General features: G+C 44.2%; 18 protein-coding genes and 1 pseudogene. 10 read left to right on the top strand and 9 right to left on the bottom strand.

Features of this window, described 5'->3' with window-relative positions:
- Positions 1-55: 55 nt before the first annotated feature.
- Positions 56-1,192 (bottom strand): S8 family peptidase, encoded by a 1,137-nt coding sequence (locus MKZ04_RS01020; RefSeq protein ID WP_023856571.1) that lies wholly within the window; start codon positions 1,190-1,192, stop codon positions 56-58.
- Positions 1,193-1,576: 384 nt separating this feature from the next.
- Here MKZ04_RS01020 and MKZ04_RS01025 point away from each other — a divergent pair, with 384 nt between their 5' ends.
- The 4 genes from MKZ04_RS01025 (at position 1,577) to MKZ04_RS01040 (ending at position 5,697) form a co-directional block, all read left to right on the top strand.
- Positions 1,577-2,506: a DMT family transporter gene (locus MKZ04_RS01025; RefSeq protein WP_020450820.1), complete on the top strand. Its 930-nt coding sequence runs from the start codon at positions 1,577-1,579 to the stop codon at positions 2,504-2,506.
- A 110-nt stretch (positions 2,507-2,616) separates the two neighbouring features.
- Positions 2,617-3,594: an ABC transporter substrate-binding protein gene (locus tag MKZ04_RS01030; protein ID WP_023856572.1), complete on the top strand. Its 978-nt coding sequence runs from the start codon at positions 2,617-2,619 to the stop codon at positions 3,592-3,594.
- Between the two features lie 82 nt (positions 3,595-3,676).
- A complete protein-coding gene (locus tag MKZ04_RS01035; RefSeq protein ID WP_023856573.1) occupies positions 3,677-4,675 on the top strand; it encodes a FecCD family ABC transporter permease in 999 nt (332 codons plus the stop codon).
- A complete protein-coding gene (locus MKZ04_RS01040) occupies positions 4,675-5,697 on the top strand; it encodes a FecCD family ABC transporter permease (protein WP_023856574.1) in 1,023 nt (340 codons plus the stop codon). The genes MKZ04_RS01035 and MKZ04_RS01040 overlap by 1 nt, the downstream gene beginning before the upstream one ends.
- 30 nt (positions 5,698-5,727) lie before the next feature.
- On the opposite strand, the gene MKZ04_RS01045 is transcribed toward MKZ04_RS01040, so the two are convergent.
- From MKZ04_RS01045 to MKZ04_RS01055, 4 genes and pseudogenes are all read right to left on the bottom strand, one after another.
- Positions 5,728-6,300 carry a histidine phosphatase family protein gene (locus MKZ04_RS01045; protein ID WP_023856575.1) on the bottom strand — a complete coding sequence of 191 codons (573 nt, stop codon included), beginning with the start codon at positions 6,298-6,300 and terminating at the stop codon, positions 5,728-5,730.
- A 291-nt stretch (positions 6,301-6,591) separates the two neighbouring features.
- Entirely contained in the window at positions 6,592-7,098 is a 507-nt protein-coding gene (locus MKZ04_RS21765) for a methyl-accepting chemotaxis protein (protein ID WP_370510583.1), read from the bottom strand.
- Between the two features lie 252 nt (positions 7,099-7,350).
- Positions 7,351-7,884 (bottom strand): annotated as a pseudogene (locus MKZ04_RS21770) (protoglobin family protein); the annotation flags it as partial.
- A 106-nt stretch (positions 7,885-7,990) separates the two neighbouring features.
- Positions 7,991-9,541, bottom strand: coding sequence for an FAD-dependent oxidoreductase (locus MKZ04_RS01055; RefSeq protein ID WP_050821016.1), 1,551 nt, complete (start codon positions 9,539-9,541; stop codon positions 7,991-7,993).
- Between the two features lie 120 nt (positions 9,542-9,661).
- Between MKZ04_RS01055 and MKZ04_RS01060 the strand changes: the two genes are divergently transcribed.
- Positions 9,662-10,519 (top strand): SDR family oxidoreductase, encoded by an 858-nt coding sequence (locus MKZ04_RS01060; protein ID WP_020450827.1) that lies wholly within the window; start codon positions 9,662-9,664, stop codon positions 10,517-10,519.
- Positions 10,520-10,587: 68 nt separating this feature from the next.
- Here the strand turns inward: MKZ04_RS01060 and MKZ04_RS01065 are convergent, their stop codons facing one another.
- Positions 10,588-10,821 carry an IDEAL domain-containing protein gene (locus MKZ04_RS01065; RefSeq protein WP_020450828.1) on the bottom strand — a complete coding sequence of 78 codons (234 nt, stop codon included), beginning with the start codon at positions 10,819-10,821 and terminating at the stop codon, positions 10,588-10,590.
- Between the two features lie 272 nt (positions 10,822-11,093).
- On the opposite strand from MKZ04_RS01065, the gene MKZ04_RS01070 reads away from it, so the two are divergent.
- Positions 11,094-11,672: a competence protein ComK gene (locus MKZ04_RS01070; RefSeq protein ID WP_026579946.1), complete on the top strand. Its 579-nt coding sequence runs from the start codon at positions 11,094-11,096 to the stop codon at positions 11,670-11,672.
- On the opposite strand, the gene MKZ04_RS01075 is transcribed toward MKZ04_RS01070, so the two are convergent.
- Positions 11,666-12,031 carry a hypothetical protein gene (locus tag MKZ04_RS01075; protein ID WP_105980857.1) on the bottom strand — a complete coding sequence of 122 codons (366 nt, stop codon included), beginning with the start codon at positions 12,029-12,031 and terminating at the stop codon, positions 11,666-11,668. The two genes, MKZ04_RS01070 and MKZ04_RS01075, sit on opposite strands and share 7 nt — an antisense overlap.
- A 207-nt stretch (positions 12,032-12,238) precedes the next feature.
- On the opposite strand from MKZ04_RS01075, the gene MKZ04_RS01080 reads away from it, so the two are divergent.
- On the top strand, positions 12,239-12,850 hold the full coding sequence (locus tag MKZ04_RS01080) for a TVP38/TMEM64 family protein (RefSeq protein WP_020450831.1): 612 nt from the start codon (positions 12,239-12,241) through the stop codon (positions 12,848-12,850).
- Positions 12,851-12,862: 12 nt separating this feature from the next.
- Positions 12,863-13,381 carry a signal peptidase I gene (lepB, locus tag MKZ04_RS01085; RefSeq protein ID WP_020450832.1) on the top strand — a complete coding sequence of 173 codons (519 nt, stop codon included), beginning with the start codon at positions 12,863-12,865 and terminating at the stop codon, positions 13,379-13,381.
- 131 nt (positions 13,382-13,512) lie between these two features.
- Here the strand turns inward: lepB and MKZ04_RS01090 are convergent, their stop codons facing one another.
- Entirely contained in the window at positions 13,513-15,288 is a 1,776-nt protein-coding gene (locus tag MKZ04_RS01090) for a S8 family peptidase (RefSeq protein WP_341045075.1), read from the bottom strand.
- 424 nt (positions 15,289-15,712) lie between these two features.
- Here MKZ04_RS01090 and MKZ04_RS01095 point away from each other — a divergent pair, with 424 nt between their 5' ends.
- Entirely contained in the window at positions 15,713-16,954 is a 1,242-nt protein-coding gene (locus tag MKZ04_RS01095; RefSeq protein WP_035339045.1) for an MFS transporter, read from the top strand.
- 40 nt (positions 16,955-16,994) lie between these two features.
- On the opposite strand, the gene MKZ04_RS01100 is transcribed toward MKZ04_RS01095, so the two are convergent.
- The gene (locus MKZ04_RS01100; RefSeq protein ID WP_212110400.1) at positions 16,995-18,608 is read right to left on the bottom strand and encodes a PucR family transcriptional regulator; all 1,614 of its coding nucleotides are present in this window, start codon (positions 18,606-18,608) and stop codon (positions 16,995-16,997) included.
- 602 nt (positions 18,609-19,210) lie between these two features.
- Between MKZ04_RS01100 and allB the strand changes: the two genes are divergently transcribed.
- Positions 19,211-20,575, top strand: a complete 1,365-nt coding sequence (gene allB, locus MKZ04_RS01105) for an allantoinase AllB (protein ID WP_341045078.1) — start codon at positions 19,211-19,213, stop codon at positions 20,573-20,575.
- Positions 20,576-20,892: the final 317 nt, after the last annotated feature.

The following is a 20,892-nucleotide window of genomic DNA, read 5'->3' on the forward strand; positions in this document are numbered from 1 at the left end:
AAAAAGCTAGTGCTAAAAACACTAGCTTTTTCTATATGCTATTTGTTAGAATATGTTATTGAGCGGCAGCTTCGACATTGATCAGACCTTTCCCATAGTAGAAGGAGCTTCCCAAATAAGTCGCCGTGCTGGAGAGACGGTTGCGGACTTGTGAAGCTGAAAGGTTCGGATGTTTTGACAAGATCAAAGCTGCTGCTCCCGCTACATGAGGAGAAGCCATTGACGTTCCGTTCAATGTTGCATAAGTGTTCGTTGGGTAAGTGCTGTATACGCCTGCGCCAGGAGCCATGACTTCAAGCTCTGCTCCCACACTGGAAAATGAAGCTCTGTTGCTGTTAGAGTCTACCGCACCAACAGCGATGACAGAATCGTATTTCGCAGGATAGCCAATTGTATTCGTGTTTCCTGAAGATCCGCTGTTCCCTGCTGCAGCTACAACGACAACCCCTCTTGCATATGCATTGTCGACTGCCTGTTTCATCGCTGTCGAGCCTGATGCTCCCCCAAGGCTCATATTGATAACATCCATGCCGTTTGTTGTCGCCCACTCGATTCCGCTTACAATGCCGCTGTATGATCCGCTTCCGCTTGAATTCAGTACTTTAACCGCGTACAAGGATACGCTTGGCGCAACGCCTAATACACCCGTTGTATTGTCAAGCGCAGCTACTGTACCGGCAACATGTGTGCCGTGTCCGTTGCCGTCGGTGTTATAAGCTTCGCCAGCCACAAAGCTTGCTCCGCCGACTACGTTTAAGTCCGGATGAGAAGCTTGGATTCCTGTATCCAGGACGGCTACTTTTACATTCGCTCCCTTAAAGCCTTGAGCCTGCACTTTGTCCGCTTTAATGAGAGGAATGCCGTAAGGAACGGTTTGCGCCAAGGCATGGGCCACATGATCCTCTTCCACATAAGCGACATCGGGATCATTTTTGACTTCCTTAAGCGCTTCTTTGTCTAGCTTCGCTTTTGCCGCGTTGATGATTCTAAACTGCTTGTCCACTTTTCCGCCGCTCTCTTTGATGATGTCCTTTTTGACAGATGCGGTTTTCACTCCTGACTTAAATCCGACAATATAATCCTTTTCAACATTTTTCGCCGGTTGAGCAGCAGAAGCGGAATCGCTGAATGCCATCGTGAACACGAGCATGAAGGCCGTCAGCATCCCAAGCCAAAAACTCTTTTTCCTCATCATTACTCACTCTCCTCCTCTTTATTCAGAATAATTTAAATAGAAGGATAATATAATCTATTCCAATTATTCTGTTAATTTATTATAGAAAAAAAATGAATTATATGGTAGGCCTATTTTTTTGGAGGACCAATTTAAAATTTTTTGGTTATTAATAACTGTTTTAGAAAAATGTTCAGTTCGAAAGTATGAATAGACCGCTTCAGCCTGGCAGGGAAAGAGGTCCCGAGGGCCGCGAATGACAGGAGATTGCTCCATCTGATTCATTTTATGAAAATACTATTCATTTATTTTATGAGATCATTTTTTGCCGAAGGAGGTTGCGGCCTTGTCGATCATCTATTAAAATATGCAATATATCGCATACAGAAACGGGTGAAAGATATGAAATCAGCTCATGTGAAAGGTGTATTGATGGTGCTTGCAGGGGCTTCATTGTGGGGATTATCGGGAAGCGCTGCACAGTACATATTTGAAAGGGGAGCGGTTGAAGCCGGCTCGCTTGTCTCTGTCAGGCTTCTGGCATCGGGAGTCATTCTCTTGTTATATGTTTCAATGAAAAACGGTTTTCAACATGTGTGTAAGATATGGAAGAAAAAAACAGATATTTGTTCGATTTTAGTATTTTCCATTTTTGGAATGCTTGCTGTTCAATATACGTTTTTTGCTTCAATCGAAAAGGGTAATGCCGCGGCTGCTGCAATTCTTCAATACTTGGCGCCTTTTTTCGTATTGTTTTACCTATATGTTAAAAAAGAACTTCCGCCTAAGTGGAAAGATGCCGTACTTACTTTATTGGCGCTTTTCGGCGTGTTTCTTCTTTTGACAGGCGGAAGGCCGGACAGTTTGTATATTCCGGCCGAGGCCGCCGTTTGGGGCATTTTGTCCGGTGGAGCGCTTGCTTTCTATACGGTTTTTGCAGGAGGATTAATTCAATCGTTCGGTGCTTTGACGGTTACGGGATGGGGTATGCTCGTCGGAGGGGCCGGAATTTCTTTTTTGTTTCCGCCGTTTCGGTTTGACCTTTCGCACATTGGGGCAGGGGAGGCGGCAGCCATTCTGTTTGTTGTATTGTGCGGCACAGCTTTGGCGTTTGCCCTATACATCGGCAGCCTTTCTTATCTTTCCGCAAAAGAAACGAGCTGCCTGAGCTGCGCCGAACCGCTAGCGGCTGTTTTGTCGTCGGCGGTCTGGCTGGGTGTGCCGTTCAATGCCTTTCAAGGTGCCGGTACGGTAATGGTGATCATCACGGTCATCATTCTTTCCCTCAGCAGAGAAAGCAAAGCGGGGGATTCCGTGAATGAACGGGTGTAGAAAGGAGAAGGAGGCTCCTTTCTTTTTTTTATAATGATAATGATTATCGTTGTCATTGGTATGAAGTGTTGCTATAATAATTTCGTCTACTACCAGAAAAGGAGATACATATGAAACCTAAGTATTTTGCTATTTTATTCCTATTGATGATATCAGTGTTGACAGCCTGCTCGGGGGGAAGCGAAAGTACAAAAACCTCCAGTCAGGATTCCGTGACAGTTAAGCACGACTTAGGAGAAACGAAAGTAAAGAACAATCCGAAAAAAGTTGTTGTTCTTGAATTGGGTTTTATTGATGCGCTCCTTGATGCGGGCATTAAGCCTGTCGGGATTGCGGACGACGGCAAACCTAAGTTTATTAACGAGAAGGTCAGAGAAAAAATCGAAGGGTATACTTCAGTCGGTTCGCGCGCCCAGCCAAGTTTTGAAAAAATTGCTTCTTTAAAGCCCGATTTAATAATTGCCGATTCGAGCAGGCACAGCGGTGTCTATGATAAACTGGCGAAAATTGCGCCGACAATCGCGCTGAAAAACTTGAATGCAGATTATCAGGACACGCTTGACGCGTCTCTTACGATTGCGAAAGCCGTCGGCAAAGAAAGCGCAATGGAGAAAAAGTTGGCTGAACATAAACAAAAGCTGAATGAATTGAAACAGAAATTCGGGAGCCGGAAACAGAGTATTCTTCTGCTCGGAAACACAAATGAAGCAATCACTGTGCGCGACGAAAACTTTTTCACGTCTCAGCTTCTGACGAAAATCGGCTATACATACGGTGTCAGAGACAGCAGCAAAGGCGATGGCGAAAACGGTGAATCCGTCAATATTAAAATGACGCTTGAGCAGCTGCTTGAGAAAGACCCCGACACCATTGTCCTGATGACGGGAGAAAAAGATAAAGTCGATGAAGACGGGAAAAGACCGATCGAAAAAGACCCTCTTTGGAAAAAGCTCAACGCTGTCAAAAACGGCAAGGTTTATGAAGCCGACAGATTCGCCTGGTCGCTCCGCCGCAGTATTGACGGAGCAGATGCGCTGATAGATGAAATCGGTCAGCATCTTCTGTCTGAGGATCAAAAGAAATCTTAAGAGCCTGCCGGCTTGCTGAACGGGATGACGCATGCTTTTTACAAAAGCATGCGCTTGTTTTTTTCTAAAGGAGTGACCTGTTTTGATATATATGAAACGTTTTGCACCGCTCATTTTTGTTTTTCTTTTGCTCGCGGGTTTTGCGCTTTCTGTTTCAATCGGTTCGTCAACGATTGCGCTGCCCGACATTTGGGCAGCTGTGTTTATGTACGACGGTTCAAAATTGCACGCGATTATTCAGTCCATCCGAATTCCGCGCGCCTTGGCCGCCGCATTCATCGGCGCGAATCTAGGGGCCGCGGGCGCACTGATGCAGGCGGTGACAAGAAATGCGCTGGCATCTCCGAGCATCTTCGGAATCAATGCAGGGGCCTCTCTTGCTGTCGTATGTTTGACGGTGATGTTTCCTGCGCTTGCCGCTCCCCAGACAGCGATGGGAGCCGCTTTTGCCGGCGGTGCCGCGGCCGCGCTGGTCGTGTACGCGGTTGCCTCAGTATTCAGCGAACACGACAGGGATATCAGCTTTGCCTTGATCGGTGTCGTCATTCAGGCGATCATTGCTTCGATGACGCAAATGCTGCTCATTTTTCATGAAGAGTCGACGGAAACGCTATTGTTTTGGCTTTCCGGTTCTTTAGCGGGGAGCTCGTGGGATAAGCTTCATTTGTTGATTCCGGTAAGCATTGCAGGTTTGTTGACGGCTCTGGCCTTAGGGAGGGCGGCTTCCGTCATGAGTCTCGGAGATGATGTGTCACATGGGCTGGGACAAAATGTATGGCTCAGCAGATTGTTCATCGCTTTCACTGTTGTTGCGCTGGCAGGAGCATCGGTGTCCGCTGCCGGACCGATTGGTTTCATCGGTTTGATGGTTCCTCATATGATCCGGTATCTGATGGGGGCTGACTATCGGTTCGTGATTCCGTATTCGGCATTGCTTGGAGCCGTTCTTTTGCTGTTTGCTGATATTCTGTCCCGCTTTGTCTATTTTCCGTACCAAACGCCGGTCGGAGTTGTCACGGCAATGATCGGGACGCCGTTTTTCATCTATTTGGCGAGAAGACGGAAAAAGGGGGCGGCATGATGAACAATGCGGAAAGAAAAATGAAAAGACGGCGCGGGCAATCGGCGCTTGTCTTCTCTGCGTTATGCGCCTGTTTGTTGATGCTCATTGTACTCAATTTGGCGATCGGCGATGAAAACATCGGACTGTGGGACGTAATGAAATCACTGGCAGGGCAAGGGGATGCAGGAGTCCGCTTCTTGGTGATGGAATTTCGAATGCCGCGCATCCTTCTCGCTGTGCTTGCCGGAGGGGCGCTTTCAATCGCAGGTGTAGTCGCACAATCGCTGATGAAAAATCCGCTGGCCGCCCCTGACACGCTTGGCATTACAGGAGGAGCGGGATTGGGCGCTGTGATCGTTACGGTCTTGTTTTCACAGCAAAGTCCGCTTCTGCTGACAGGCGCCGCCTTTTCAGGAAGCGTTTTGGCTGCGGCTCTCGTCTATTTATTGGCTTATCGAAACGGGATTTCTCCTGTGCGGCTGGCGCTTGTCGGGATCGCGGTCAATGCTTTTTGCCATTCGGGTATTCAGCTACTCATTTCAAGGGGGAGCCCGAATGTCAACAACGCATTAATTTGGCTGAATGGAAGTCTGTGGGGGAGAGACTGGGATGATGTACTGTCTCTTTTCATATGGTGTTGTCTGGTCATTCCTCCGTTATGGTTTGCGGCAAAACCGCTCGATATCATCAAATCAGGGGACGGGATTGCCGTCGGCCTCGGCATCCGGCTCGAAAGAACGCGATTTCTGCTGCTTGCCGGTGCGGTCCTGCTGACAGCTGCGGCTGTGACTGCCGTGGGAACAATCGGTTTTATCGGGCTGATGGCGCCCCATATCGCAAGAAAGCTGGCAGGGGCTGAAACGAGGATCTTGATTCCCGTTTCAGCGCTCGTCGGCGGCATCGTTCTTTTGATAGCCGATGCCGCCGGAAGAGGCCTTGTTCCGCCGCTTGAAATACCAGCTGGATTGATCGCAGCCATTATCGGCGGTCCGTATTTTATCTATTTACTGCGCCGCGAAGCGAGGCAGGGGAGAGCATAAAAAAGACGGCATCAACCTTGCCGTCTTTTTTTAATTTGACAAATGGTGTGAAAGATTGTAATCCTTCACATGCCATTTATTTTCATGGAATTTGATGTTGCTTAGGCACGCATTGACGAGCTTCGTATTTTCCAGGTTGATGTCGCCGTTTGAGATTTTTGACAGAAGGGTGTGTATCGCGGCTCCGTGTGCGACGATCAGCACTTTTTTGTCCGGATACCGCTCGCTGACCTTTTGAACGCCGGCCATCAGCCGTTCGGCAAGCGCTTCTTTTGATTCCTGATTCGGATATTCTTTATCGGGGTAGAGCCTCGTTCTTTCTTCGAATGGCATCCCTTCTGCATCTCCGTAATTCCTTTCGATGAAATCTTCCATTTCGATGATTTCAAGTCCCAGGTATTGATTGATGATTTCAGCGGTTTCTTTCGCTCTTCTTAAAGGGCTTGTAATGATGACGTCCCAGTCGGACCCTTTCAAAAACGCCCCGGTTTCTTTTGCCTGTTTTTGACCGGTTTCATTTAAAGGGATATCGGTTCTTCCCTGCAGTTTTCCTAAAGCATTCCAGTCTGTCTCGCCATGCCGGATCAAACAAATCGCAGTCATTCTGAAAAATCTCCTTTCGATGTCGGCTTTCGCGTTTTTCGGTGATATGGCTATTATACTAAATTTAAAAAACAGAACCACGAAATATGACTGGCACAGAACAACATTTACACGATTTTTTCAAACAGGAGCGTAGCGCCGATTCTGCGGATTTGAAAACATCACTGAGCGTTGCCATTATGGCTGTGAATATATCTTTGACTTGCATAGCAGACTTTCAAATAACGTAATAGAATCAGGTTGCAAAAGCAAAATACACAGGTCATGAATTGACCTGTGTACGGTAGCGGCTTATTTTTTTGTCAGCTCTACGAGAGAATCGACTGAAACCGCGACTTGTGACACGGCGGCATTCACATCTTGAAGGCCGCTTAAAAATGCCTGCAGATCGCCTTCGATTCGGCCGCTTTGCTCTTTGCTCGTTTTCATATTGGAGACGATATCATCGAATAGATGATTGATCTCCGACATCTTGTCTTTGCTTTCGTTCACGAGCTGGTTTACATCTGTAATATGCTTCGTGACGATCGAGATTTGCGCGTTTGTGTTATTGACGAGCTCAGATACGGTGGAGACGGTTTTTTTCGTATCATCGGACAGCTTTCTGACTTCGTTTGCGACGACTGCGAACCCTTTGCCGTGCTCCCCCGCTCTTGCAGATTCGATCGAGGCGTTGAGCGAAAGTAAATTCGTCTGCTCGGCAATGCCTGTTACGATTCCGAAAATCTTTTCGATCTGCAGCGCGATTTCTTCCAGCTTTTTAATTTCCTGCTCGATTTGCGTCATGCTGCTTCCCATTTGATTCAGCTGCTGTTCCTGCTCCTCAAGCTCCTTTTTTCCGCCGATCGATTTTTGTTCGACAGAAACAGCTGTCTTCGTTCCGGCTCTTGACGTTTCGGCGATTTCGGACGATTTGTCGACCAATTCTTGTACAGCGCCCGTTGTTTCGGCAAATAAAGCGGCCAAAGAACCGGAAGTATCTTTGATTTGCCGGTGAAGGTCATTTTTGCTCTCTTCATCAAGTCTTCGGAGCCTTGCATGCTCGTCTTCAAAGGCCTCGAGGACGATCTGCTGTTCGATGTTGAGAATTTTGGTAACGGCTTTGACTGACCGCCTGTATTCTTCATCGGATAATGCGTTTTCAAAGATTGTCAGCATGGAAAGAAGGAGATCTTGAAATGCCCCTAGATACCACTTTGGCAAGAGCCCAATCCGAAGATGAACGTGGGCGATCCGGATTCTTTTTTCTAAAAAGGCTTCGTCGATGACACCTGAAAACATTTCCTGGATGTGGATCGTCAATGTCTTTTTGAGACGGTCAACTGAGCTGTGGTCATGGATGATCTCCATCAAAGAGTTTTCATGCTCAAGGTTTTGGTAAAACCGGGTGACGATGGTTTCGATATGTTCAGTGACTAAAGGCTTCAGCCTGCTCAGCACCCAAAGATCCTCATCCGTCAAATCGACCATTGCCAGCTGTTTTTTAAATTCTGCGTGCTGATTGAGCCTGATTCTTTTTGTTTGGTCAGGACCTTCTTCAGCAAAGAATGATCGTTCTGTCTTTCTATCCTTTTTGAATAACACGATCGTATCCCCCTGTAATCGTTAATGATAAAACTGCCGTTTTTATGAAATTTCCAGCATTTATCTTTTTATCGGCAATTTTTCATTACTTTTTAACTTGTACACCTCAGCTTTCCGGATCTTTCAAAGGTTCTACGGCAGGACCCTCGATGACATCGCCGTCGACCGAAAACCTTGAGCCGTGGCACGGACAGTCCCACGTCTTTTCTCCGTCGTTCCACTCGACTTCGCAGCCCATATGGGTGCATGTTGTGTCAACCAGATGAAGCTCGCCTTTTTCATCGCGATAAGCACCCGCACGTTTCCCGGCATGTGACACGACCGCACCTTCTCCGTTGACAAGGTCTTCCGGCTTCCTGATCGGCTGTTCGAGTTTTCCTTCGGCAAAGTGTTTTGCAACATCCGCGTTATAGGAAATGACTTTTTTGATGCTTGGATCCGGGTGGAAACGGGCCGGCTGAAAGACGGCTTGATAAGGATTGTCTTCGCCTGCGATATGGTCTGTCATCAGCTGCGCGGCGAGGGTGCTTGTTGTCATGCCCCATTTTCGAAAGCCGGTGGCGACGAGAATGCGCTTTTCTTTCGGATAGATCGGCCCGATATACGGAATTTTGTCAAGCGTGATTAAATCTTGCGCTGACCAGCGGTAAGGGATCGATTCAATGCCGAACACGCCTTCTGCAAATGATTCAAGCGCCTGATAATGCCTGATTGTATCCTCTCCCTGGCCGGTTTTGTGGCTTTCACCGCCGACAAGAACCATTTCTTCTCCGTCAATCGTCACCGAACGGAGCGAGCGTGAAGGCTGATCTATACTTAAATACATGCCGCCTGGATACGGCGTTTTCGGCTTGACGGCGAGCACGTATGACCGGCTCGGCTCAAGCCTTGCAAAATAGAAGCCTTTTTTATCATGAAACGGAAAGTGCGTGCAGCACGCGACATAATCGCTGAAGATTTGATGCCCGTTTCTTGTCAGCACTTTTGGCCGGTCGCCTTCTTTGATTTCTTTAGCAGCCGTGTTTTCGTAAATTTTTCCGCCGGCTTCCAGGACGGCCTCTGCAAGGTGTTTCAAATAGTGGAGTGGATGAAACTGGGCCTGGTTTTTCATAACAAGTCCTGCTTTCATATCGATTGGAACGGGGAGATCTTTGATGAATTCCCTGTCAATCCCGAGCTTTTGGTATGCCTCATATTCCTTTCTGATTTTTTGTACCGATTGTTCTTCAGTTGTGTAAATGCACGCGTCCTGTTCTTCAAAATCGCACGGGATCTTTTGCTCAAGCACGAGGTTTTTGATAAAGGACAGCGCCTTGAGGTTTGCTTCATAATACAGTCTCGCATTTGGCATTCCGATGTGCCCGATCAGCTCATCATAGATCAGATCATGCTGTGCAGTGATTTTGGCTGTCGTATAGCCGGTTGTTCCGTCGAGTATCCGCCCGGATTCGATCAAGATGACGCTGTAGCCTTTTTTCGTCAGTAAATAAGCAGTCGTCAGTCCGGTCATGCCGCCGCCGATGACGGCGACATCTGTTTTGACATCTTCAGACAGTTCTTCGAATTTAGGAAGATTTGTACTGTTTCTCCAATACGATTCAGGCGAGTCCGGCAGTTTTTGTTCTTGATTGCTCACAAGGTTCCCTCCATCATCCATCTGTTTTGTTCTTAAATTTTCCCAATTGAGAAATATTCATGCATGTGAAACGGCTTGTCATAAAAAAGGGGCGTTTTCATAAAATAGTAAGGTTGAATCGATGTGAAGGAGGGAATCGTTTTGAGCAAACAGCCGAAGAAAGTACTGCCTCCCCAGCACCAAACACAGCGTCCGGGATTGGAGTATTTGATGGATCCCCGGCCCGTTTTCGACCGGCCGAAACGAGAGCGGAAACTGGCCGGGAAAACCGCGATTATTACGGGAGGAGACAGCGGAATCGGCCGTGCCGTATCCGTTTTGTTTGCGAAGGAAGGCGCGAACATTGTCATTGTCTACTTAAATGAACACCGCGATGCAGAAGAAACAAAGGGGTATGTGGAAAAAGAAGGGGTCGGATGCAAGCTGATCGCAGGAGACATCGGAGACGAGGCTTTTTGCAACGATATTGTGCGCCAGGCAAAGGAAGCATTCCCAACGATCGATATACTCGTCAATAATGCGGCTGAACAGCATCCGCAAAAGGGAATCGAAAAAATTACAAGCCATCAGTTGATCCGAACGTTTCAGACGAATATTTTTTCAATGTTTTATTTGACAAAAGCTGTGCTGCCGCATTTGAAAAAAGGCAGCTCAATCATCAATACCACTTCGATTACGGCTTATGCCGGCAATGAAAGGCTGATCGATTATTCTTCGACGAAAGGAGCGATTACATCATTTACGCGTTCGCTCGCTTTGTCGCTTGTCGATCAGGGCATCCGTGTGAACGGGGTGGCGCCGGGTCCGATTTGGACGCCGCTGATCCCATCGACGTTTACGGAGAGAGAGGTCGAAATATTCGGTTCAACAACGCCGATGGAACGGCCCGGACAGCCTGCTGAAGTGGCGCCGAGCTATTTGTTTCTAGCCAGCGACGATTCTTCCTACATGACGGGCCAAGTGCTCCATGTCAACGGCGGAACGATTATTAACGGATAAAAAGGCCGGGACTATTTCATAAGCCGGCTTTTTCCGCGTAAAAAAGCCAATCCGGGAGGGATTGGCCGTCATGCGTGCTTTTTCAGCGCTGTATATTCTCTTGAAAGCTCAAGGAAAGATTGCTTATCTCCTTTGTCTAATGCTTCATTAATCTTCTTGTTCAGCGTGTGCAAACGCCGTTTAAAAAGCGATTCATCAAGGACCATTTGAATGTAGATATCCGTGATGGTTACATCAAGTTCTTTCACCTTTTGGGTATTGCGGGACTTCATGAGCTCAGCGTACGACTTTTTCTCTTTCATAAAGATTCCCCCTGATGCCTTTTTTATAGTATATGGATTACGCAACAAAAAATCAATAAGTATTTATAATTTTTAGATAATTATTCGAAGATGCGTGTTTATGAGAATAAAAGTTTGTATATTTAGACAAAGAAACACGGATTTAATCGAACAAAACATAAAAATGCCATTTTAAAAACATATTTTCAAATTAATTGGAAAAAATCCTGTCGTTTTGTAAAGGATAATGTTAGATTAATAGTATAAATTTACTAACGATTAGGAGGATCATGATGAGCACAGAGGATATGACAAAAGATACGTATGAAGTAAACAGTTCGACAATGGCTGTCCTGCCTCTGGGAGAGGGGGAGAAACCCGCCTCAAAAATACTCGAGACCGACAGGACTTTCCGCGTCAATATGAAGCCGTTTCAGATCATCGAAAGAAGCTGCCGCTATTTCGGGTCGAGCTATGCGGGGAGAAAAGCGGGCACATATGAGGTCATTAAAGTTTCCCATAAACCGCCGATCATGGTAGATCACTCAAACAATATTTTTCTTTTTCCCACATTTTCCTCAACTCGTCCTCAGTGCGGGTGGCTTTCCCATGCGCATGTTCACGAGTTTTGCGCGGCAAAGTATGACAACACGTTTGTCACGTTTGTCAACGGGGAAACGCTGGAGCTGCCCGTATCCATCACATCTTTTGAAAACCAGGTTTACCGAACGGCATGGCTGAGAACAAAATTTATCGACCGGATTGAAGGAAACGCCATGCAGAAGAAACAGGAATTTATGCTTTATCCGAAGGAAGACCGGAATCAGCTGATATACGAATTCATCCTCAGGGAGCTGAAAAAGCGCTATTGATCGGGAGCGGCTTTGAATAAATAGTACTCAAGAAGCGCGGATACCTGATTGCGGATGCGGGGATTAAAATAGTTATGCTCTTCTTCGTATCCTTCATATATAAAGGAGTACATCGTAAAGGCTTCGTCCCGTGACACTTCGTGCACCTTGATTTTCCGCCGGCGCAGTTCATTTTTCACGTCGTACAGATCGCGCTGGGCAAGCTTTAACGCCTGTTCGATCAGACGCTGATAGGGGTCTTTCAGCTTGAATGGCCCCTGCTGGATGATTTTCATGTCCCGGTTTAATATGCTGACGGTCATCGGGAGGTAAATCGCCTTTTCAATCATATCCCTGGCTTCAGCGGGAATTCTTGTCATGGCTTTTCTCCTCATTTCTTTTGTTGATAAGGAACGTTTGTTCTGTTTTTATTTTACACGAAAGACGGCCTTTTAATCAAGAACGGGAAAAAATGACTAAAATGATCAAGTTGTTTCAGACTAATACAGAAAACACCGAGACGGATGATTTAAAGTTTTTGATTTAAAGTGTAGAATAGAAGTAGACAACCGCCCTGAGGAGAATCAATGTTGGAGCAATTATTCAGCTATTTTACAGAAGAGAATTTAACAGAGTTTTTTCAGAGCTACAGAGCTTTTGGTCCTTTTGTAGCCGTTCTGCTGCCGTTTATTGAAGCGCTGCTCCCGTTTTTACCCCTGCTCGTGTTTGTTGTCGCCAATGTAAATTCGTTCGGTTTATGGCAGGGGTTCTTGTTGACGTGGATCGGGGCATCTTTAGGCTCTATAGCAGTTTTTCTTTTTATCCGCCATTTCGGCCAGCAAAGAGCACTCGGTTTTATCCGCAGGCATCCATCCGTAAAAAAACTGATGATCTGGGTGGAAAAACGGGGCTTCGGTCCGCTGTTTCTCCTGCTTTGCTTTCCATTCACGCCTTCGGCTGCGGTAAATGTTGTGGCAGGACTTTCGAGAGTCAGCCTGCTGCCTTTTTCACTGGCGGTGCTTTGCGGCAAGTTCGTGATGATTTTTATGGTGAGCTTTGTCGGCCATGATCTGAAGGCGCTTTTTACCCAGCCTTTGCGGACAGCTGCCGTGATCATCGTCATGCTGATCTTATGGTACGCCGGAAAACGGGTTGAACATCGTCTGAACGTGAGATTCAGCCAGAGAGAGAAAGACTAGGGGGACACAGAATTGAAAAAGCGTTTTTTGGTCATAGCCGGGGTGCTGCTTGTCATCGTCGTCGGAATTCAGGTCAAAAATGCCGTTTTCATTGAATATAAAGTAGAAGGCGTCAGCATGAATCCGACCTTTCAGGAGGGCAACGAACTTTTGATCAACAGGTTCGCCCACCACTTTAAAACAATCAGCCGATTTGACATCGTGCTGTTTAAAGGACCTGACAAAGATATATTCATTAAAAGGGTGATCGGGCTTCCGGGCGAAACCCTCCGGTATGAAGATGATCAGCTGTATATCAACGAAGAAAAGATCAAAGAGCCTTATCTGGACGATTTAAAGGCCGTCACTGCCGGAGGGGACTTGACAGGGGATTTTACGCTGAAGGAAGTGACCGGAGAGGAAAAGGTGCCTGAAAATGAGTACTTCGTCCTCGGGGACAACCGGATCCACAGCTTTGACAGCCGCCATTTCGGCTTTGTTTCAGACCGGGACATCGTCGGGATTGTGACGGAAAGAATTGATAAAAAGTGATTGGAGAATGCGGCGGAAAGCAAGCGCCCGGCCGAAAGGAATACGATGTCGCAATTGTCGTGTCCGAGCAGAACAGCATCAAAAAAGACGTATTTGCAAGAAAAGCCCGGGATTCCGGGCTTTTTTTCTTGCTATTTCAGTTTGATCGCATTGATTCGTTTTTGCAGCTTCGTTTTTTCGGCGGATGCTTTCAGCTTGCTGACCGCTGATTGCGCTGCCGATTTTGTTTTTTTCGTTCTCTTTTGTTCGGCCGTTTTAACTTTGGCTTTCGCCGCTGCCACTTTTTTGTTATAGGCTGACGCGGCTTGCTTTTTCGCGGTGTTCAGCTTTTTTTGCAGATTTGATTTGTTTTTTCCGGCAGGCAGCTCATTAATCGCTTTTTGCGCTTTGCCGAGGTTTGAGTCTGTGGCCGCTTTTTCAGCTTTGGCAACGGCCTGCTTTGCGGTATTCAAGAGGCTTGAGCGGACCGCGTTGATCCGTTTTTGCAAATTCGTTTTGAAAGTGCCGCTGTCGAGTTCATTGACCGCTTTTTGGGCTGCGTCGGCATTAGTTTTCTTTTTTTGCTTCTCTGCGAGTTTTACTTTGCTTTCGGCTGTCTTTTTAAGCTGCTCTTTAACAGCATCGAGCCTCTTTTTCAAAGCGGTTTTATCGGCGTTTGCAGGCAGCGGTTCGATCGCCTTTTGCGCGGTTTGAATGTCCGCTTTTTTCTTTGTCTTTTCCGCTTGTCCGACTGCTTTTTGCGCTTTTTCCAACGGCTGTGTGATCTCTTTGAAGCGGATTAATCCATAGCCGAACAAATGATCACGGCCGGGAGCGCCCAAGTCGCTTGTATAAATCTGCATTTTCTTGCGCAGCTCAGCATTTGAAGCGGTTGGGTACAGCTGTTTCAAAAGAGCAAACATTCCGGTGACGTGCGGCGTTGCCTGTGAAGTGCCGCTTCCGATTGCATAGCCGCGGTCGGAAGATGTACTGATAATCGATGTGCCGGGAGCGGCAAACTCGACGGCGCTGCCGGTGTTGGAAAATGAGGCGATCTGATTTTTTTCATTGGTGGCCGAGACGGCAATGACGCTGCTGTAGGCGGCCGGGTAATAAACGGATTTTCCGTTTCCGGCATTTCCGCTTGCACCGACTAAAATCATTCCCCGTTTGTATGCTCTATCTACTGCATCGTGGAGAACTTGACTGTCGCCTGAAACGACGAGGCTCATATTGATGATATCGATTCCGTGCTGGATCGACCAATCGATGCCTTGTAAGATGCCTTTCAGATCCCCCGAACCATTCCGGTCCAGCGCTTTTACGGCATACAGCTGCGCGCCGGGCGCGAGACCGTCGATCCCCCGTCCGTTATGCTTCGCTCCGATGATTCCGGCAACATGAGTTCCGTGGCCGTTATCATCACGGTATGAAGCGGTATAGCCGACCATCGATGCACCGCCTGCGATTGACAGCTCTTCATGGGGGGAAATCCCGCTGTCAATAACCGCAATTTTCACCTGTTTCCCGGTCAAACCTTTATTCCAAGCCAGTGCGGCTTGAATCGGCTTGATGTTCCACTGTGAAAACGCGGAGGCGGTTTGCGCTGTGCTGCTGGAGACAGCTTTTAGAACGGTGCTGTCTCCAGCAGCTACCGGGAGGTTGTCTTCGACATACAGGACGTCGGGATCTTGTTCAAGTTCCCGCACTGTTTTGTCGTCCGCAGTAACAGCAGCTGCGGGAATGTGCCGGTAAACGTGTTCTACCGTGTCTGCTTGTTCGATGACGTTTTCTTTTCCGCTGGCATTTTTATATACGACAATGACTTCGTTTTCCTGCTTATTGCTTTCCGCTTGAATGCGGGGTGAATTTGCGGAAAAACCGACGAACATTGCAGCGGACACCGCGATTTTCCATAACTTTCTCATCCGGCTCTCCTCCTTATTTAGCGGCATTCGCTATATATATCGGAGAATTTTTGAATTTTCAAAGAGAAAGAAAGCCGATCTTAAGGGCGCCCGTCGTGCAACTCAGTTCTTGAAATGTTAAGAACGCTGCTATATCAACGTTTGGGGAGCCTTCCTGTTTATTTGGGAAGTGCTTTTTTTAATAAATTGTAGGTTTGTTTAAAAAAAGAGCCATCTTTTTTACCTGATTGCTTTTATAGAAATGAGAGAGCTGGGAAAAATAGGACTAGCTTCTATCGATGAATCTTTCATTGATATTTTTAAGCAGATGCCTTTTGTCTAAAATGTATAATGTTACTTTTGTTTTTGTTGAAAGTGAACAATGTTATTGACTGGCTTATAACCTACAATTTAATTAAATAATAAAAAGGGAGTGTGTCATACCGTGGAAAAAACAAAGAAACATGACCCCGATTATTACAAAAAGATCATTATTGCATTGTGTTTAGGGTGGGTAGCTATTTGGATTTATCGTACAATCCTTACGCCAATATATCCACAGATTCAAGAATCATTAGGACATATTAGTGATACACAAATGGGGTTGGTTGCTTCTATTTATTTCTTTGCCTATACGGGTATGCAAATTCCGTCAGGAGCACTTGTCGATAAATTTGGACAGAAAAAGGTGTTAATTCCTGCATTTATCGTCTTTGCGCTGGCTGCATTTGTAATTGGCACAAGTTCAACTATCATGCAAGTATACATTGGTTCGTTATTGGCTGGTATTTCGACTGGTTCATATTACGGTGCAGCCTTTTCCTTATCAGCCAAACATACGCCAAAAGATAAAAAAAGCTTTTCCAATGCGATAATAAATAGCGGTTCAGCATTAGGAATGGTAATTGGACTAATCGGATCATCGGTTTTAGTAGGCGGTTTTGAAATTCAATGGAATTATATGCTTTTTATAACAGCTATCGTTATCGTAGCTGTAACATTTGTGTTTGTGTTGTTTATTAAACAAGATAAAACATCAGACAAGGAAGTGGCTGAAGAGAAGAAAGACGCCGTACAAAGCACAGAGATTCTAAATGAAAGCTTATTTTCTCCAAGACAATTAGTTGTATATTTTGTGTATTTTGCAACATGCTATGGCTATTATATGATTGTCACTTGGCTGCCATCCTTCCTTGTAGCAGAAAAAGGATTTGCTCAAGGTTCAGTAGGATATGTAGCTGCACTAGTTGCAGTCACTGCAGTGCCTGGTGCTTTGATATTTACTAAATACATAGACAAACATGCACATTTGCGTCTGCGTTTAATTTTATTTCTATTAATTGCTGCAGCAATAACAATTAGTTTGACAGTATTTGCACCAAATCCTGCAGTGCTGTATATTGCATTAATTTTATATGGCTTATTAGGTAAACTTGCGATTGATCCAGTTTTAATAACCTATGTATCTGATTCCGTATCAGGAGATAGAGTGGCCAGAGCATTAACTCTCTTTAACTTCTTTGGAATGAGCTCATCTGTTATTGCACCAACACTTACTGGTTATATTGGTGATGTAACCGGCTCGCAAGTATTAGCATTCTATATTGCAACCATCCTTCTCGCAGCAGCAGCGTTGCTATTTTTCATTGTGGTTATGTTAAGACAGAATAAAACAGTAGCTAACTAAATAAATAGAAAAGAAAACTTCCGGTGGTTCTACTTTTGATTTACAACGATATTTTCTCTGAAGCAAATAATGCCAATCGAATGCTCAGGGATGTATCAGGAGATTCTACAGATTGACCTAATATTTCTTCGCATTTTTTAATACGATATTTCACAGTATTACGGTGAATGAAAATATCCTCTGAGGTCTTTGTAAGATCACATTGGTTTGCCATATAGACATTTAACGTAAACCTTAGTTCTTTTTCCTTCGTTGTTTGGGGATAAGCTAATGGACCGAGTGTATAAATGATAAATGGTTTTAATTTATTCGTTGGAATGAGTTGTAATAATTCTTCTACGCTTTTAGATTTATAGGGCTCTACAAATTCTATTTCGCCTTGTTCATATTTATTATCATAAGCCTCATTCGCTTCGAAAAAAGACAGTGGTAATTGTGAAAGCTCGGAGACCTCATTACCAATGCCAAATGAAAGGGAGCTATTAAAAAATAGCTGATACTCTTTTTGGATATATCTGCAGTATTCCAAATAATAATGATGTCTTCTTTGTAAAAGTATCGTAAATCTGCGTTCACCCTGAGACATATATATACTAATGGAAGGGTCAATCCCAGTAAACTTATGCGTTAACCACTCAAAAGTCATCTGATATCGCTCATTTAAGTAGGCGCTATTTTCTACATTCTTTTCTTTGTCTATCCCGCAAATCATCACTTGGTAGAATTTAGAGGGTTGAATGTGATATTTTTTTAAAAGGTCGGTGTGTTGTGTTAGTGAAACAAGGTTATCAGGATGTTCGGACATCAGAGATGTAAAAAAATGGTTCGTATCCTGCTGCTCTGCTTCTTTGATTTTACTATTTTTATAAATTGCGAGACTAAGTGTGTTAACTGCTTGTTCTATTGTTAATAAACTAAACGGATAGTTGAGCAAATTAACATTTGAAATCATTAGATAATACGGAAAATATTTAAATGCAGGAACCTTAAATATAGCATATTCTTCCTGGAAAACACCATTGTGATTTGGTCCGATTTGCTCTGAATTTAAATATCTTCGGAAATAATTGAGGTTTTTTTGAACATGTTCTGAGTGTTGATGAAAGTGATGACTCGCTGACTCAACTTGATGAAAAGAATTTAGCAGCATGACAGGAACCTTTATAAGTCTACTTAAACGTTCAATCATCATGTTCAGGCTTAACCCTTGCATAAGCATAGCATTTAACTCTTGTTGGATATCTAATGCGAAGTGTAATTTTTCTGTTTCTTCATCCAGGATAAATGACGATATATGATGAGTAATGGATCCTAAATTCCAACTTTCCGGAATTTCAATAATTGGGAATTTTAATTTGTTTGCAAATGCAATAACCTCATCATCTAATTTTTTTAAAAATCGGGATAGCTTGATACCTAGACCAGCAACTTGTATATCATTTAACTCACTAATAAGACTGATTAGTCCGGATTGATCATCCTGATAGCTCATTCCTGTTGTGACGATAAGTGAGTGCGGCGTTGTAAAATTTTTAATATCAGGCGTTTCTGTAATATCAACCATTTCTACCACTCGTTCCAAATCGCCCTGCTCATTTAGCAATGTTAAATCTGAAAATTGTAGTACAGATAATATTTCTTTTAATGTTGTCATAAAGGCTGCCTCCTTATCTTTGTTAGAAAAAGATAAAATAAAAATGAAATATGTCAGATGTTACAAGGATAACTTTTCAATCTGATCGTACACTGTTTTTGAAGGTAATTATACGTATAATCCTTTAGTTAAAAATATTAAAGGAGAATCATTAATGCTTGAACATGATTCTTCGTTTTTTGAAAAGTGTGATTATAACAAAGATATCATGCCGAAGATCACTTGAACAAAGAATTTCATCCTCATTTACTTTTTTTAACGTTGGGGGTGGGACTAGTGCATAATATTCCGGATTATATAGCTGTTGGTGATGTTTTATATCACCGTTTCAAGCAACGATATCACTTGTCGGATAGCCTTATGACTTGTTGCAAACGGATACACAGGTTCAAAATATGGCGTCCCGTTTTCATTGATAGTGGGGCGGGGTTGCCATTTATTATTCTTGATCATTAACTTTGCTATCGGTGAAACATTAAATAAGTGCTATCTTAAATTTAATGATTTGCATTTTTGGTGGTTTGGCTACCCGGGGGATTAATGCTGGCGGTTGCGAAAGGCAGTATTTTATATCCAACCATTAAAAGAGGAGGATGATTTTAATGAATTTTGATTCAATTATCAAAAATGGATTAGTCATTCTGGAAAATGGTGAACAAGAAGTCGAAGTAGGGATTAAAGATGGCAAAATCGCAGCAATCGGTCAGGATTTGGGTACAAGTGCAAAAATTATCGATGCAAAAGGATCGATTGTATCTCCGGGTATGGTTGATGCACATGTTCATATCACAGAGCCGGGCGGCGGCTATCGTGATGAATGGGAAGGCTATGACACAGGAACACGTGCCTCTGCAAAAGGCGGTGTCACAACGATCATCGAAATGCCATTAAATCAAGTGCCAGCAACGGTAGATGAGGAATCTATTCAAGAAAAATTTAAAGCTGGAAAAGGAAAATTATCTGTAGACGTTGCGAGTTACGGCGGTTTAGTACCATTTAACTTGGATGGGGGTATTCAAGAGTTAGATAACAATGGTGTTGTTGCATATAAATGTTTTTTAGCAACATGTGGTGACCGTTCTATAGAAGGAGATTTCATGAATGTGGACGACTATTCCCTCTACGAAGGTATGAAACAAATTGCGAAGACAGGCAAAATATTATCTGTACACGCTGAAAATGCTGCAATTACGGACAAGTTAGGGGAAATAGCATCTAAAAATGGTGAAACCTCATTACGTGCTTATGTAGATTCTCGACCCGTATTTACTGAAGTAGAACCGATTAGAAAAATAATTCTATTTGCGAAAGAAACGGGATGTCGTGTACACATCGTTCATATAGCTTGTGAAGAGGGCGTAGATGAAATTGTCAAAGCACAACAGGAAGGGGTCGATATTACATGCGAAACATGTACACACTATTTATATTTCTATAAAGAAGAACTGGATCATATCGGACCAGTTGTAAAATGTTCTCCGCCAATCCGTGAACAATCACGCTTAGAAGGCATGTGGAATCGGGTATTAAACGGAGATATTTCATTCGTAACATCAGACCATTCACCATGTACCCCAGACTTAAAAGCTACGGATAATGCATTTGAAGCTTGGGGGGGTATCGCAGGTGTACAAAATAATGTTGACGTATTATTTGATGAGGGGGTGCAAAAACGTAATATGTCATTATCCAAATTTGCAGACATTATTGCTACAAACCCTGCGAAACGTTTTAATCTAATGTCAAAAGGCAGTATTGCAGTAGGGAAAGATGCGGATTTTGTATTTATTAAGAAAGATGCACCTTATGAATTAAAAGCTGAGGACCTAGCATATCGACACAAAATTAGTCCGTATATTGGCCGCAAAATTGGTGCTCAGGTAGTGAAAACAATCCTTCGTGGTGTCGAAATCTATGATAAAGAAAAAGGGATTTCAAATGAAAAAGTAGGAAGATTTATTCCTTGAGTGACGGAATAGCTAGCCCGTCAGGAATTTGAGGCATAGGAAGATGTGAAGGCGACCTGAGATTGTGTTACACTCGCAAATTCAGTGTGTCATCAGCATTTCTTATGGCAGCTAATATAGCTGAAGTGAGCATGGCAAAGTTGACTTCATCACAATCTTTTGCTATTACAGCAGCAGTTGTTAATCAATATGTATCCTGACTCTTGGCATATCATTTATGAAATAGATAAATGACCCTATAAATCAATGTTTTTTATTGATTTATAGGGTCATTTTTTTATTTGCACCTTATTTATTTGATTGGTAAAAGAGAAGTT

Origin of the sequence: Bacillus sp. FSL W7-1354 (assembly GCF_038002405.1) — a bacterium.
Classification (GTDB): domain Bacteria; phylum Bacillota; class Bacilli; order Bacillales; family Bacillaceae; genus Bacillus; species Bacillus paralicheniformis.

Bases quoted from the DNA above. Each gene is read 5' to 3' on its own strand.
- MKZ04_RS01090 (WP_341045075.1), bottom strand. From the start codon at position 15,288: ATGAGAAAGTTATGGAAAATCGCGGTGTCCGCTGCAATGTTCGTCGGT.
- MKZ04_RS21765 (WP_370510583.1), bottom strand. From the start codon at position 7,098: ATGGGAAGCAGCATGACGCAAATCGAGCAGGAAATTAAAAAGCTGGAA.
- MKZ04_RS01045 (WP_023856575.1), bottom strand. From the start codon at position 6,300: ATGACTGCGATTTGTTTGATCCGGCATGGCGAGACAGACTGGAATGCT.
- MKZ04_RS01070 (WP_026579946.1), top strand. From the start codon at position 11,094: ATGAGCACAGAGGATATGACAAAAGATACGTATGAAGTAAACAGTTCG.
- MKZ04_RS01075 (WP_105980857.1), bottom strand. From the start codon at position 12,031: ATGACAAGAATTCCCGCTGAAGCCAGGGATATGATTGAAAAGGCGATT.
- MKZ04_RS01025 (WP_020450820.1), top strand. From the start codon at position 1,577: ATGAAATCAGCTCATGTGAAAGGTGTATTGATGGTGCTTGCAGGGGCT.
- MKZ04_RS01040 (WP_023856574.1), top strand. From the start codon at position 4,675: ATGAACAATGCGGAAAGAAAAATGAAAAGACGGCGCGGGCAATCGGCG.
- allB (WP_341045078.1), top strand. From the start codon at position 19,211: ATGAATTTTGATTCAATTATCAAAAATGGATTAGTCATTCTGGAAAAT.
- MKZ04_RS01020 (WP_023856571.1), bottom strand. From the start codon at position 1,192: ATGAGGAAAAAGAGTTTTTGGCTTGGGATGCTGACGGCCTTCATGCTC.
- MKZ04_RS01030 (WP_023856572.1), top strand. From the start codon at position 2,617: ATGAAACCTAAGTATTTTGCTATTTTATTCCTATTGATGATATCAGTG.
- MKZ04_RS01055 (WP_050821016.1), bottom strand. From the start codon at position 9,541: ATGGATGATGGAGGGAACCTTGTGAGCAATCAAGAACAAAAACTGCCG.
- MKZ04_RS01100 (WP_212110400.1), bottom strand. From the start codon at position 18,608: ATGACAACATTAAAAGAAATATTATCTGTACTACAATTTTCAGATTTA.
- MKZ04_RS01080 (WP_020450831.1), top strand. From the start codon at position 12,239: ATGTTGGAGCAATTATTCAGCTATTTTACAGAAGAGAATTTAACAGAG.
- MKZ04_RS01065 (WP_020450828.1), bottom strand. From the start codon at position 10,821: ATGAAAGAGAAAAAGTCGTACGCTGAGCTCATGAAGTCCCGCAATACC.